Raw genomic sequence first — 14901 nt, 5'->3', positions numbered from 1 at the left:
TAAATCACTAACTTTGTGATTAACCACAACAGCTGTTTAGTAAGTTCGTTTATAAATGCAGTTGTGAATTGCTTTCATAAATCACTAACTTTGTGATTAACCACAACTATGAGTTTTACAGTACGGAAACATCTAAGGTTGTGAATTGCTTTCATAAATCACTAACTTTGTGATTAACCACAACCCCCAGATGCAGGACATATCTTTACGAGTAGTTGTGAATTGCTTTCATAAATCACTAACTTTGTGATTAACCACAACCTCAAAATTTAATCCGTTGAAATTCAACGGATTTATTGTTCATTTAGGATTTAAAAATTAGAATAATTCTAGTTGCTGGAAGGTTGGTGGTGGTTCTTCTTTATTTCTGGCAAAAAAGATCTCAATATCACTGAACTGCTTATCCGTAATACACATAATGGCCACTTTTCCAGCTTTAGGAAGCATGCCTTTTACTCTTTTAATATGAACTTCAGCATTTTCACGACTTGGACAATGTCTTACATACATTGAAAACTGAAACAGGGTAAACCCATCATCCAGTAAGCGTTTTCTGAACAAATTTGCATCCCGCATATTTGCTTTGGTTTCAGTCGGTAAATCATATAAAACCAATACCCACATAATACGATAGGCGTTAAACCTTTCGGCGTTCATAATAGTTCAGGATAAGAGATCAAACGTTTTTCCCCTGTGTAGCATTTATAAAGTGAAAAAGCGGTTATTTTTACAGCAATCAGCAATGGTCTGGTTTTTCCATCAATTCCAACATCTACAGTTGCTACTTTAAGAATATGAGCCTTAAATTCTTTATCGAGCTCTTCTGTTTCCGGCCATTTTTCAAGCCATTGCATTACTAAAAGATCTATAAATGGGCGAAATGGCTCCATCAAATCATCTGCAAGGCAATAAGGATTGTATTTATTTTTATGAAAGATTCCGAGAACCGGTAATAATCCTGTTTCAATAATGGCTCTTGCTACCATACTTCTAAGAACTGAATACCCAAAATTGAAAAACTGATTGGGTGAATCTCCAAAACGGGCTCTTAAAAAATCAAGACTAATCAGATGTTTCCAGTAATGTTGTGCGGCAATTCCCTCCATATTAGTAATATCACCACTTTTTACATTTCTCTGGTACTCAGCCATAGGTTCATAATAATTCCCTAATCTTCTGAGCACTTCTTTTTGATTCTCAATTTTACATTCAACAGTTTGTTTCCAAAGTTGTTTTTTCAATGGTTCGCTCGCTTCCAGTTGATCTTTGATTCTATCTGAATGTTCTGTATGTCCATACATCGGGAGCATTATTCCATGAGGTAAATGATGAGCATCACAACTTATGACAACTACATTATTTCCCATCATTTTCTGAATCAACTGATGTGAAATTGTGATCTGAAAATGATCAAGCATCAGCACTCCTAAATCTTCTACCGGAACTTTACCTTTCAAATCCTTAGTAGAAGGATCCAGAATATACATTTGCTCATCTTTAAGTTTGAGATAAGCAGGATTGCCAATATATATAGAACGAGTGATCATTTTATAAATTCCATTTTATTTTTCCGCTGAGTGTCAGTTCAAAATCTTTGTGTTCAATGGCAAAATTCCATTGTCCTTGGCTCAATCTTAAAAACATCTGTTTTGCTTCAAAATCAACCGCTGAATATTCTTTATTTTCTTTTTTTAATTCGGTGTCTATTCCCGCAGCTAAATGATGTCTAAATTTCATTCTATTCGAATCTCCTTCAAACTGGTAAACTTTAAACATTCTTCCGGATAACTCTTCAGTATCTAAATCTTTTAATTCATTAATTGAGTCTTTATAAAAAATTACCTTATCTTCTTTTTTCAAAATTGAATATAACGGAATAGAAGATTTATTTTTCCCTTTTCCAGTTTCAGATGATAAAAATTCAGGCTCACTATACAGGTCTTTCAGATTTTTAAGTTTTAATTCTGAGAGTTCAATAATTGACAATACTTTCATTGCCCTCCCCTCGTCACTTTTGTAGAAAAGACAATATGGATTTTCTCCGTTAACAGCCAGGGTTGCCTTTTTATAATCTTTTGTAGACTCAAACTGATGTTTATGAATTTTTACTGCAGTTTTATATCTCAATTGTTTTTCAAAACATCGTATCCTTCTTATCTTTTGGCCAGTTTTATTTTCTTCGGCATCTAACATATAAACACCATCTGTAAGAGCTGTTTTAAAATCTGAGTTATCAACCTGCTTCTTTATCATTTTAAATAAAGCTTTATCTACAATGCTCTTTTCTATTTCTTCTATTGTTTTGAAACCTGGGGAATTAGCATCATTTTTATATAGCAAAGGCTTTCTCACTACAATAAAAATTTCATCCTTTAAGATCATTTTTTTATTTTCATCAAACAGAATCTGACCTTCATCATTTCTTAAAGGTTGTTTTATTGCTCCATAGAAAGTTTCACCATGTAATTGCCCTCTGATCGTATCACCTTTTGCTACTTTAGGAATCTTTTGTTCTTCACTATCAAGTTTATAATTATAATTCCCTTGTTCATCTTTAGTCTTGATATGATCTATTTTACCTCTTCTTCTTGGAACTTTATAAGTTTGAGTCACAGTCCTATTATCTACAAGGTTATTAATTAGAATTTTATTTTGAATTTCCTGTATATATTTTTCAGAGAAACTTTCCCAACCCAAAGGTTTTTCGTGATAAATATTACCTGTTCTCTTATCAATTTCTGCCTCATACAGCTTAATAATTCTTTCTCTATGAAAAACATTCGGAATTAAAGTAAGAATAGCTGCATCTTGAGCATGGTGGCTATGCTTTCTTCTATCTTTTTTGTCTTTAGTTGATTGTACTTTATAAACTTTTTTAAAAATATCTGTTATACTTCCTTTTTCTACTGAAACGTTTTTAAATATGGTCTTAAAGTATGGAAGAGCATATTTAGTAATAATCTGAGTATCTCTAAGTTGATTATTTCTCCAACCTGCTTTATATTCAGTAATGGTAAAGGATGCTAGTTTAGCCCTCCAATAATCTAAATCCATCTTAATGGTATGATACTTAATAATGCAGTTATCTTTTATTTCCTTTGAACTTGCATAAGATGCTTTTTTCTTCCAATCATCATATTGTTTTTCAAGTTCAGTTATTTTTTTCCATTTTATAATTGTCTCAGTCTTTCCTTTTATCTCTTTATGCTCAATAGTCCTTTCTCCAAAAAGGAATTCAATATTTCTGATAATAGGGTTAACAGTCTCTCCATTGATAGCAGACTCAGATTCATAATTCAACAATTGTGTAGGAAATTTGTTACTTTTATACAATCGGTTATAAGTTGCATCTGCGATGGTTAGGTTTTTAAGTTCATTATCAAAGCTTATACTTGCCGGAATAGTATGTTCAAAATCAAATTTATTGTTAGATAGTAAATCTGTTATAGAAATAAGCTTTCCAGTATAAACACAGATCTTATTCTGCTCATGCCATAGTCTTAATTTACGTATAATAGTACTTTCATCTATTAAAGCAATATGCGGAAACTGCTCTCTATATTCTTGAATTTCTTTTCTATATGATTCATTTTCTCTTTCCCTTTCTTTCTGCCAGACTTCAATAGCCTTTCTTTTATTTTTATCATTCAGTTCTCTGGCTATTTCTATTACTACTCTGGTTTCTTCATCAATTTTACCTTGCTGCAAAAAATAATTAATAAGGCTTTTAAGTTTATACAATGATTTTAATGCCATTGGATTTTTAAAACCTCTGCTTAAAGGTTCTGGATTCCCCAAGAGCTTGATCTGCCTGCCTTCAAATTCAGCATCAGGATTTTTATAAAGAAATCTAGGAACTTCATTTTCTCTTAAATAATACATTTTCTTACCAATAGAATACTCAAAATAATCCTCAGCTTCAGGATAATTTTCCTGCTCTGAAGGATGCCAAAGATATTTCTTCCTATCCTCAGACACATGATAGGTATCTTGTAAGAATTTTAAAATCTGATCATGAATTCTTATTGGTTTTATGAATAGATTACTTTTAAATGTTATTGGCTTTTTTAAAAAATCCAGATACTGAACTGAAACCTTCTCAATTACGTCTGACTTTTCTGTTTCATTCATTCTTTCCCAACTTAATAAACCATAGTTATCTATAATCTTATTCAATATTGCTTCTTTTTCATCCTTATCCAGATCTCTACTATCAGAAATATAGTATCTTTCATTACTATTAAGCATCTCAGAAATAAGACTGTTAACAATAGCTGCAACTTTTCTGTCTAAAGAATCTTTGTGTAAAAATAGACTCACTTCTTCTGCAAAATGATTAATTAAAGTTTCTGATATCCCATTTTCACCCAAAACCTTATACAAATTCGCCAGATAGACAGCATGACTATACAGAAATCCTTTCTGAAGATATGGTAAAATTTTCTTCACAGCAGATAAGCTTAATGTTGCATACCCTTGCTGTAATTTTATTTTGGAAAATTTTATAGCTTTCTCTCCGTCTAATTTCAACTTCTCTACTGCCAGTTTTTTAAGATTTTCCTGCCCATCAAAAGTTAAAAGTATATGCCATAAATCGTCGAAAGTGTAATCTTCATGATCCTTTTTTAGGGGTTGTATAGCTCTATCTCCATTAATATCCCATTTTAATTTTCCCTTCCAATCTTCACCGAAAACATCATGAAAACTCTTCAATAGTTTTACGGATATAACCTTTGTTTTACCTACATGCCTGGATAATCTTTTAGCCCCATCTTTTGCAAGTTGTTTATCAATCACGTTAAGTTCAAAATCGGGCGTTGACTTATAAAACAATGGATAAATTCTTTCATGAAGATAATCTGACAATTCTGTATCCGGAGGGGTACAATATTTAGATTATTGATGAACACCCATGTTCTGTATTCTTCATACAGTGGGTGACTTACTGCTACTCTTCTCTTATTTTTCTCATAAATACAGTTACCTACTAATCCTTTTTGAGTTCTTAAAGGTCTTTGCCAGACAATAGCTTTCCAAAGTTTTTCATAATCTGAAGTAGAAATACTCTGAACTTTACAAATTTGTCTCAGTTCTGCTTCATAATCTTTCCTAAGATTATAACGCTGCCTGATCCTTCCTCCATTTTCTTTTTGATAATAGTACAATGCAGCCCCCAACGAACTATAAGAATCAATAAAACTTTCTATTTCATCTCTTCCTTTTGTACCACTTTTTTCACTTCCGTTAAGTATTATTTTAGCTTCCTCTTCGTCCCTTCCCTTAAATCCTCTCCTTTGAACCAATTGATATAACACACGTCCTAAGATTTGAGGATTATTTTTAAAAACATGTACATAATTTTCTTCAATAGAAAATGCCCGGAAAACATAATAACTTTCATTTTTATCTTTTTCAAACAAATGAAAATCCGGTTTTCCATCTCCATCAAAATCAAATCTCAACCAGTTAATAAACTTCTTAGACTGTGGATATTCTCTATCTTTTCCTTTTTCATACTTTCTCCAGCGATCAAGCTCTTCTATTGTTAAAGGACACATTTTTTTCTCTATTAAAAAATCTAACAGAGCATACTTTCTATATTTTTCAGCCTGATAATTCCTTCTTTTCCCTCTGCTTTCCGTCCGTTTCTGAACCTTTGGAAATTCTATACCTTTTTCTGAAGCTACTCCTTTTTCAAAAGTAATCACGCCACAATCTTCGATTTGATTATCCTGTAATTCCGTATTTCTAATGGCCCAACCCACACTGTTGGTTCCAAGGTCGATTCCTAATGTTTTCATCTTGTATTTATCTGGTTATCCAATTCTAAAAATAAGAATAAATATTTTTTAGCAATTACGGGTTCCCATATTCTTCTAATGAAATTATTTTTTATCTTTGAACAAAGCAATTCACAATAAGGCTATAAGCCGAAGAATATCTTTAGTCCTGCGTACTCCGTGGGATTTTTTATTTATATATCTGATAATGTCTTTTTACTTTCTCACTTCAAAACCCTATTTTAGCTATTCGAAAACAGAACAATGACGACCGTAGAATTTATACAGAAGCAGCTCGATATTTCTGAGAAGAGCATCAACAATACTTTACAATTATTAGCAGAAGACTGTACCATTCCTTTTATTTCCCGTTACCGAAAGGATAAAACCGGAAATCTGGATGAAGTACAGATTGAGCAGATCGCCAAGATCAGCAAGCAGTTTGATGAAATTGTCAAAAGAAAAGAATCTATTTTAAAATCTATAGAAGAACAGGATGCTTTAACACCTGAGCTTCAACAAAGAATTGAAGACAGCTTTGATATGCAGGAGCTGGAAGACTTATATCTTCCTTTTAAGAAACGTAAGAAGACCAAAGCAGATGCTGCTAAGGAAAAAGGATTAGAGCCTTTAGCCAGGATCATTATGAGCCAGAAGAACAATGATGTACAGTTTCTGGCCTCTAAATATTTGAATAATGATGTTCCTTCTGAAGCAGATGCGTTACAGGGAGCCAGAGACATCATGGCAGAATGGATCAATGAGAACATGTATGTTCGTAAGAACCTGCGTCGTTTGTTCCAGCGTAAGGCTGTTGTTACTTCTAAAGTGGTAAAGGCTAAAAAGGAAGAAGAGGATGCCCAGAAGTTCTCTCAATATTTCGAATGGGAAGAAAACCTCAGCAGAACCCCTTCTCACAGGCTTTTGGCGATGTTGAGAGCAGAAGCGGAAGGTTTTGTGAAAACCAATGTAGGAATTGACAAAGAAGAAGCTATCGATTTTATTGAAAAAGCGATTATCAAATCTAATAATGAAAGCTCTGAACAGATTGCTTTAGCCATCAAAGACAGTTATAAAAGACTTCTGGAGCCTGCTATTTCCAATGAAGCTTTACAGGAAGCAAAAGAAAAGGCAGATAAAAAAGCAATTGATATCTTTTCTGAGAATCTGAGTCAGTTGTTGTTGGCTCCGCCATTGGGAGAAAAAAGGATTCTTGCGATTGATCCCGGTTACAGAAGTGGCTGTAAAGTGGTTTGTCTGGATGAAAAAGGAGATCTTCTGCATAATGAGACCCTCTACCCTCACGCTCCACAGAATGAATCCGGAATGGCGATGAAAAAGATCCGTTCTATGGTGAATGCTTACAATATTGAAGCAATTTCTATCGGAAACGGGACTGCAAGCCGTGAAACGGAGTTTTTTATCAAGAAGATTGCTTTTGATAAGCCTTTACAGGTTTTTGTGGTTTCGGAAGCGGGAGCCTCGGTATATTCTGCCAGTAAAATTGCAAGAGATGAGTTTCCAAGTTATGATGTAACGGTTCGTGGTGCGGTTTCTATCGGCAGAAGACTTTCTGACCCGTTGGCTGAACTGGTAAAAATTGATCCAAAATCGATTGGTGTTGGGCAATATCAGCATGATGTGGATCAGACTCAATTGAAAAATGAGCTGGATTCTACCGTGATGAAATGTGTAAACTCTGTAGGAATTAACCTGAATACAGCCAGTAAATCTTTATTAAGCTATGTTTCCGGGATTGGTGAAAAAATGGCTGAAAACATTGTGAATTACCGGGCTGAAAATGGTGCTTTTGAGGACAGAAAGCAGCTTAAGAAAGTTCCGAGACTTGGAGAAAAGGCTTTCCAGCAAGCAGCAGCGTTTGTAAGAATCAACAATTCAAAAAATCCATTGGATAATTCTGCGGTACACCCTGAAGCTTATGGTATTGTAGAAAAAATGGCAAAGGATCTGGGGATTAAAACTAGCGAACTGATTGCCAGCAAGGAAAAAATTGCTTTGATACAAGCTGAAAATTATATTACAGGAGACATTGGAATCCTGGGAATCAAAGATATTTTAAAGGAACTTGAAAAACCGGGCTTAGATCCGAGAAAAGCAGCCAAGGTATTTGAGTTTGATCCTAGTGTAAAAAGCATTAGAGACCTGAAATCAGGCATGATTTTACCAGGAATCGTGAATAATATTACGGCTTTCGGATGTTTTGTGGATCTTGGAATCAAAGAAAGTGGATTGGTTCACATTTCACAGCTAAAGGACGGATTTGTATCGGATGTGAATGAAGTCGTAAAATTACATCAGCATGTAAGAGTAAAGGTAACAGAAGTGGATGAGGCAAGGAAAAGAGTGCAACTGAGTATGATCTTGTAAGCTCGGTCTATTATTTTAACCATTAAAATATTGTAAGGAATTTAGAATATGAGGTTGAGCTTCGCCTTAAGGCATTTTGTTTATCAAAATCTTTGATTTCTCCTTAATTAAACTTAATCACTGAACCTTTCTTAATGGTTAAATAATTGCTTGATAAAATTTAAAAAAATTATTATTCATCAATTAAATAAGAAACACCTTGAGTTATAAAAATTTAATTTTCGATCTGGATGGAACTTTATGGGATTCCAGAGCAACCATTATCAAAATATGGAATGATGTTTTAGGTAAGCATCAATTGATACAACAGGAACTAAAACCCGACGACATGAATCAGTATATGGGTTTACTGGCTCATGATATTCTGAAGGATATGCTTCCCGGGATTTCGGAGCTACAGATTCAGGAGCTACTTTCTGAAGTGGTAGCTGAAGAAAACAAGGTATTGAAGATACAAGGTGGTATTCTTTATCCTGGGGTTGAAGATACTTTGAAAAGTCTAGCCAATACGCACAATCTTTTTATTGTAAGCAATTGTCAGGACGGATATATTGAGTCTTTTTTAGAATATTACCAATTTAATAGTCTCTTTACAGACTTTGAATCTCACGGACGGACTCAAAAAACGAAGTCAGAAAACATACAGCTTCTCATGGAAAGAAATAATTTATCTATGGAAGATTCTGTTTATGTTGGAGATACGCAGACGGATTATGATTCTGCAGCTTCCAACGAATTGCCTTTTATATTCTGTGACTATGGTTTTGGAAAGCTTTCCAAACAACATGAAGCGCAGATTTCAAAATTCTCTGACGTAAAGAATTATATTTAAATAAAATCCGTCCCACGAAACTGTGGGACGGATTTATTTTTATTTGATCTTTTGTATTGGCATCTCAACGATCCCATTGTGAGGTGGAGAGGTGAGGAAACTATATATAAAATACTCATTCTTTCTTTTAATCAATGTTAATAAAGGTGATAGATTCTCATTCCCGCCTTCTATTATTCTTTTTGTAAAAAATTCTATAGAATCTCTATTAGTTGTAGCAAAAATTCCTCCGATATATTCTTAATAGTTATCATCCTTAGCATATCTTTTACCTTTATTATTCGATAACCAACTTTTAAAAATACAACTATCCGGATTTATTAAGTTAACATTAACTATCAGATCAGATGAAGTTCCATTATGATCTATATATTGAAATGAATATTCATATTTACCTTTCCATTTTTGAAATAATTTTTTAGATATAAATTCATCTTCTCCTTCTAACTCATGATCTAACCTTGTAATATCATTATTTCCCTGATTATCTCTTTGATCTGTAAGTGATATCGAATTCTTATGTTCTCCATTTACCGGGCTATCCGTTTTTGTACATGAAAACATCAGTGTAAGTAACAAAGTAAACAACAATTTAATGCTTAATCGAGAGAAACTTTTATCCATCCGGAGTATCTATTTATTACTAATTTCACCTGAGTTTAGCTGAAGTTTTCCTAACACAGGAAGAACATGTTGTTTAAAATAATTCATTTCCTGCATATTCATCTTGTGAATCAGATCTTTTCCAAAAACAGCATTAATATTTACAAAATCTTTATTGATTGTCTCAAAACCGGTATAAAAAGAGGGGCCAAGTTGCACTTTTACTTTTGGCATTCCTTCCATCTTTTTTATCAATGGAAGATAAACAATTTCTTTTTCTGCTTCAGGTTTTAAAAGCAACAGATCTTTGTCGCCTGACTTTACATATCCTAAATTCATGTCTAAAAAATCTTCATCAACAAAATACCCTTGAGACATTTTAAGAATATAATCCAGCAATAAAGAATCATTGTATTTTACACTTTGTTGAATAAAAAAATAAGGATTATTGAAAAACATTTGAATCAAAAGATTCTCATAGAGCTCGATCCCATTATAGGAAACCGTTTCATTATTTGAGAGCTCAGACAATATATAAAAAGCGCTACTATCTGATAATTCTGCGATTCTTAACAATAATAACTGGCAAATGAAAGAAGATTTCAGATCATCTTCTTCTGTTTTGGTATTGTTTAAATCTTCTATCAATTGACTTCTAAAATTCTTATCCAAAAGATCTTTTATCTTAATATTTTCAATGTAATCTTCTTTATACTTAAACTTTTTAAGCAAAATAGTATTTTTATCAAACAGGTAATTATTCTCTAAATGTATATTGTCAATGAGTTTACTTTCCTGATCCAGTTCTATAGTTTTTTGAGTCATAAGGTCATTATTTTGTTTATTATTCTGGCAACCTGTTATAATGAGAAGCGTAATCAATAGGAATATTTTCATAATTTATTTTTTAATTATTACTTTTCCGGGCTTCACGCCTGGATTCGTTTTTTTAAATTCAGTCCACCAAGTATAGAATTCTTTTGCATCCTTATCGTAAATTCTTATACACCCTTCCGTTCTCTTTAACGTTTTAACAGGATAACCTTCCTGTCTTCCTCCATGTATTCTAATTGCAGATCTGCCACTATTATCTGCCTCATCTTTACTTCCTTTAATGGGTTCAAAAACTAATCTTGGGTTTGGGCCATAGGTAATTTTGTTTGTGGCTGTAGAGCTATAAAAAGGTATGCTTTGATTGATTTGATAGACTCCATAAGGAACGTCAGCTGAAGTTTTACTTCTATCCTCTCCTTTTATTCCTTCCAGTAAACAATCAACTATTGTAAATACTATATCTCCTTTATGATCAAAAACCTCTATTTTTCCTCTTCTGCAGTTATTTCTAATTGGAGTACGTTCTATGTGGGTACATTTACTACCGGTATAATGTTCAGTAATTATCACGTTCCAAGTTCCTTTTTCAGGTAATAAAGTTTTAACAGGACTGCCTTTCTGACAGTCAAACACCTTAATTTTATTTAATTTTCCTTTATCAATATACTTTTGAATTCCTTTTTTTATTTCTCCTTTTGTTACCATCCCATCTCCATTGCCATATTTGGGATTTGTATCAAATCCAGAATTTACTCCATAAGCATTTATCCTCTCTTTATAGTTTCTATCGCTTTTATTCAAACCTTCTCCCTCTCTACTAAACACAACATGTTCATCAGGTTTTCCCATTGAAGCAGGGAATAGAATTCTTAAATAAAAATCAACAAATTCATAATCTTTATTTCTGATATTTTCAAAGTATTTCTTTACATAATCCAGTTGCTTTACTGCCGTCATCTTTGCAAGTGCATTTGTAGTAGTTCCTAAATCTTTAGCTGTATCAGCCATAAATTGAATTAACCCTGTCGCTGAAGACTTAGGATTTTTAGCAGAAGGGCTGAAACTTTCTCCTGTTTCCCAAGCCATACAAGCCATAAGATTATTAGCCATTACCATATAATTTTTAGGCCATAAATCCTTACATATCTCAACTACTTTTTTTCTAAATTCACAACTTACTTTACCACCCCAGATTAAATCTTTATATTGTTCCTGACATATACAATTTATCTTTTTCTCTTCTTTTTCCTTCTCCTTAATCACCGCAACAGAATCATTAGCATCCACTTTCATCGGCTCTGCATCCCGGCTTACAGGGATCGCCTGAGAGGTTACAGAAGTATTGAGATGTTCAACTTCTATGAAATACTCCCTTTCGTTACCTTCTCCCCATTCGTAACTTTTGGTGTACATATCTTTGGTAAGGATAATACCATTGATAAAATTGGTAGTATCAAAAGCCAGTGTTACTGATTTTTCATATACCAGATCATTGCTATACCTTGAAAAGTCTTCTTCCCAGATTCTGACCTTTACATTTTTCCCTTTCATACTTTGAGTGACGATCTTAATAGATATGGCATCGCCTGTTTTAGCCCTTTCCAAAGGCTTTCCTGTAGCATCTGTAAAGGCTGCATGTATGATTTTCCCTTCAGGATCAGCCTGCTTTTTTGCAGCCGGAGTTTGGGGGAACTTCGGAGTTTCTTCTTTAGGCTTGGGTTTATCGGGTTTTACTTCTTTTTCCCTCGGTGCAACGGGAGATTTCTTTTGAGGAGGGCTAGTTTCTTTAGTTTTTTGCTTTTTGGGAAATTCCGGACTATGAGTCGGATTAGCAATATTTACATTGGGACTGGCCTTTAGAATATGTTTGGAAGTCATTTCTGCAGTCACATAATACTCATGGGTTTCGCCTTCACTTTATCTCCTCTGGCGACCTGAGCATTGGCTATCTGTACTGCCATTGTATAGCTTGGCAGCCTGAAAATAACTTTAGCCACACCTTCATGATCCACTTCACCTACCAGAGGTACAGGATTAATTCTATTCATCATATTAATCATCGGATCATGGCCTTTACCTATGGCATCATCCTCCCATAACGTAAAAGATACTTTATGGCCAAACATTCCCACACAATGAGCCTTAGCCATTAAAGTATCTGTATAATGAAGTATTTTTCCTTTCTGTAACCGCTGAGAATTAATATCTAATAAATCTACATGGAGTATTTTGGGTTCTTCAGCCTGTTTTGGTTTTATATACAGCTCCCCATGATCCTTCCCTCTTATGACTTCAATCTTTAAAGATCTATATTTTAAACTTTTATGGGTGAATTTATACGTAATACGCTCTCCTTCTTTAATATTCCCTTGGGTGATCCGCCATCCTTTCCGATCCTGTACATGAATATTCCATTGTATTTTGGGCGGGGGAAAAGAAAAGGAATTGGAGGATTTCAAATTATCAAAAACCGAAAGTGAATACGCTTCGGTATTTCCAACAATAGGTTGAGTGCTGCCTGTAATAGTCAATTTTGCCATATCTGCTAGTTTTGAGCCGTTTTATTCATAGATAGGATCCGGTTCTTCCCATTCTTCCTGAGCTTCTTTCAGATCCATAAACGGATTAATAAAATGGTAGCTTTTTACATCAGCCAAGGTTATATTCTGTCTGTTCATCGTAGAAGTCTGGCCATGTTCCTTCACTGTAATAATTCCACCGGTGCTGCACATCAGTTCAGAAATTTCAGAGAGGCAACTTTTGCCCATTACCTTCACTTTTCCATAGGTTTTTTGCCATTTCCCGGCGGGAGCATAGACGCAAGGTAAATAGCCGCCTGATGTTGGTTTTAGTCTGCATTTTCCGAAACTTGTTCCGGAAGGATTAAACTGTACGTCTTCTTCTGTTACTGCGAGATAATCTCCTTTGGCTTCTTTGTGATTCCAATAATGTTTTTGATGAGAAGTCACCTTAAACTGAGGGAAACCATCTCCCTGATTACAACAGGCTTTACCTTTTTGGATAACAAAGTGTTTTCCATCATGTTCTGATCCATTTTCTGACATAATTTTTGTGTTGATTGATTCAAAATTCAATTTTGTTCTTTTATTATCCTGCTAATTTTTCCAAATCAAAAGTCATCGACTTCTCATAGTCAGCAATTTGAATATGAAATCCTGCTTTTATTTTCTGAACAGAAAAGTTCTCTGCACTTAGCGTATAGGTTGCAGAATGACTGGCTATCAATGATTTTGAATGCGGATTTGTCAGGTTATCATATTCCAAATCCTGGTTATACAATTCTTCAACCGTCCGATAATCGACAGACTTCCCTGTTTGTAGCACTTCTATGAATTGAGGATCTTTTTCTGGTAGTGTATTATTGACAAGTTCCATCTTAATCGGAGAAGCTGGGGCCATCCATGAAAACTCGTCTATATAAGGAACTGACATCCCTTGTATATTATAATGAGCCTGATAAAAGCGACTGAAAAGAAATTGTATGGGTAATAGCTTTTTTAGACTAGCATTAATGACCTCTGAATTGGCCATTTTATCTTTCAGCTGGTCAATATGTAAAGAAGCATACTTGCCCTGATAATATTCTTTTAATGCTTCAATCTCACCAATGATCTCTGGGATCTCTTTATGGGTTCCCACAGTCAACAAGCTTCCTGAATGATCTATCATTAAAGTGATTGGATAAATGATTTGTACAAATGCAGCAGCCAGATTATTGATCTTTTGCTCCAATTCTTCACCATCTTTTTTAAAATTGCTCATTGAAAAATGGATATGTTGATCCTTTTCTTCTTTTATATATCTAAAATGCAGCGAATAGGCATATTCACTTTTCAGAATCCCATCATCACTTTCAGTTTGTATCACTTTATAATCCCCTGAAAAAGCATTGGCATTAAAAGGAATTTTACCATTTAAAAACTGCTTATATATCCCTTCTTCCCGTTGTTGTATGAGAAAATTCATTCTTACAATCTCCTCAGGAGGGGGAATACAAAGCTTCTGCAAAAATCTTAATCTGCCATTGTCGGGAATAATATCCAGGAAGCTGCATCTTTGATTATGATATTCGTAGAGGCAGCGAGCATTTTCAAGCATCAGATCTCTGGAAATACTTTCCAGGGTTTCGCCGGATTTTACAACATAAAAATTTTGTGCTTTTATGGGATCGGTTTTGTGAACCGGATCTTTCTGATCCGAAATATTTTTTTTCATAGTGTGTGTTTTTCATTTCTAAAGGTTTTTTAAAATTAAAAATCCACACACTACATTATTTTATAATCACATGTATTTTTATTGTAAATAATTACCTGAATTTGTACAAAAAAAGAGAATAATAAGATCAAGGAGAAATACAATAAATCGCATTGTATTAATTATTTAAAGCCCTTTTTCCAGTCCTCAATTTATAATCAACATCAATAATTTGCATGCTATATCTTT

General features: G+C 33.9%; 12 protein-coding genes and 1 CRISPR repeat array (1 of these 13 running past the window's edge). Of the genes, 2 read left to right on the top strand and 10 right to left on the bottom strand.

Translation table 11 applies throughout. The features are described 5' to 3' along the window. Window positions 1–261: direct repeats of the CRISPR family, unit length 47 nt; unit sequence GTTGTGAATTGCTTTCATAAATCACTAACTTTGTGATTAACCACAAC (it extends 1403 nt beyond the left edge of the window). 57 nt (window positions 262–318) lie between these two features. From cas2 to cas9 (QWZ06_RS10970), 4 genes are read right to left on the bottom strand one after another with little or no spacing between them, the layout of a single operon-like run. Then, the gene (cas2, locus tag QWZ06_RS10985) at window positions 319–657 is read right to left on the bottom strand and encodes a CRISPR-associated endonuclease Cas2 (RefSeq protein WP_290298015.1); all 339 of its coding nucleotides are present in this window, start codon (window positions 655–657) and stop codon (window positions 319–321) included. Beyond that, complete coding sequence (gene cas1 / locus QWZ06_RS10980; protein WP_290298014.1) at window positions 654–1547, bottom strand: type II CRISPR-associated endonuclease Cas1; 894 nt, start codon at window positions 1545–1547, stop codon at window positions 654–656. Before cas1 ends, cas2 begins: the two co-directional genes overlap by 4 nt. Before the next feature lies 1 nt (window position 1548). Next, window positions 1549–4866 (bottom strand): type II CRISPR RNA-guided endonuclease Cas9, encoded by a 3318-nt coding sequence (gene cas9 / locus QWZ06_RS10975; RefSeq protein ID WP_290298012.1) that lies wholly within the window; start codon window positions 4864–4866, stop codon window positions 1549–1551. Continuing rightward, window positions 4794–5801 carry a type II CRISPR RNA-guided endonuclease Cas9 gene (gene cas9, locus QWZ06_RS10970; RefSeq protein ID WP_290298010.1) on the bottom strand — a complete coding sequence of 336 codons (1008 nt, stop codon included), beginning with the start codon at window positions 5799–5801 and terminating at the stop codon, window positions 4794–4796. The genes cas9 (QWZ06_RS10975) and cas9 (QWZ06_RS10970) overlap by 73 nt, the downstream gene beginning before the upstream one ends. A 243-nt stretch (window positions 5802–6044) precedes the next feature. Here cas9 (QWZ06_RS10970) and QWZ06_RS10965 point away from each other — a divergent pair, with 243 nt between their 5' ends. Both QWZ06_RS10965 and QWZ06_RS10960 read left to right on the top strand, forming a co-directional pair. Further along, a complete protein-coding gene (locus QWZ06_RS10965; protein WP_290298008.1) occupies window positions 6045–8168 on the top strand; it encodes a Tex family protein in 2124 nt (707 codons plus the stop codon). Window positions 8169–8367: 199 nt separating this feature from the next. Continuing rightward, window positions 8368–9000: an HAD family hydrolase gene (locus QWZ06_RS10960; RefSeq protein ID WP_290298006.1), complete on the top strand. Its 633-nt coding sequence runs from the start codon at window positions 8368–8370 to the stop codon at window positions 8998–9000. A 240-nt stretch (window positions 9001–9240) separates the two neighbouring features. Here QWZ06_RS10960 and QWZ06_RS10955 read toward each other — a convergent pair whose 3' ends face one another. Genes QWZ06_RS10955 through QWZ06_RS10930 form a run of 6 tightly spaced genes read right to left on the bottom strand, consistent with a single transcriptional unit; the run spans window position 9241 to window position 14673 of the window. After that, the gene (locus QWZ06_RS10955; RefSeq protein WP_290298005.1) at window positions 9241–9579 is read right to left on the bottom strand and encodes a hypothetical protein; all 339 of its coding nucleotides are present in this window, start codon (window positions 9577–9579) and stop codon (window positions 9241–9243) included. 54 nt (window positions 9580–9633) lie between these two features. Further along, window positions 9634–10500 (bottom strand): hypothetical protein, encoded by an 867-nt coding sequence (locus QWZ06_RS10950; RefSeq protein WP_290298002.1) that lies wholly within the window; start codon window positions 10498–10500, stop codon window positions 9634–9636. Window positions 10501–10503: 3 nt separating this feature from the next. Beyond that, window positions 10504–12315, bottom strand: a complete 1812-nt coding sequence (locus tag QWZ06_RS10945; RefSeq protein WP_290298000.1) for a L,D-transpeptidase family protein — start codon at window positions 12313–12315, stop codon at window positions 10504–10506. Between the two features lie 8 nt (window positions 12316–12323). After that, a complete protein-coding gene (locus QWZ06_RS10940) occupies window positions 12324–12977 on the bottom strand; it encodes a hypothetical protein (protein WP_290297999.1) in 654 nt (217 codons plus the stop codon). 21 nt (window positions 12978–12998) lie between these two features. Then, window positions 12999–13502 carry a DUF4280 domain-containing protein gene (locus QWZ06_RS10935; protein ID WP_290297997.1) on the bottom strand — a complete coding sequence of 168 codons (504 nt, stop codon included), beginning with the start codon at window positions 13500–13502 and terminating at the stop codon, window positions 12999–13001. A gap of 43 nt (window positions 13503–13545) precedes the next feature. After that, complete coding sequence (locus QWZ06_RS10930; protein WP_290297995.1) at window positions 13546–14673, bottom strand: hypothetical protein; 1128 nt, start codon at window positions 14671–14673, stop codon at window positions 13546–13548. Between the last annotated feature and the right edge of the window lie 228 nt (window positions 14674–14901).

This window comes from Chryseobacterium tructae (genome assembly GCF_030409875.1).
Classification (GTDB): Bacteria; Bacteroidota; Bacteroidia; order Flavobacteriales; family Weeksellaceae; genus Chryseobacterium; species Chryseobacterium tructae.
This window is presented reverse-complemented; position numbering and strand designations above follow the sequence as displayed.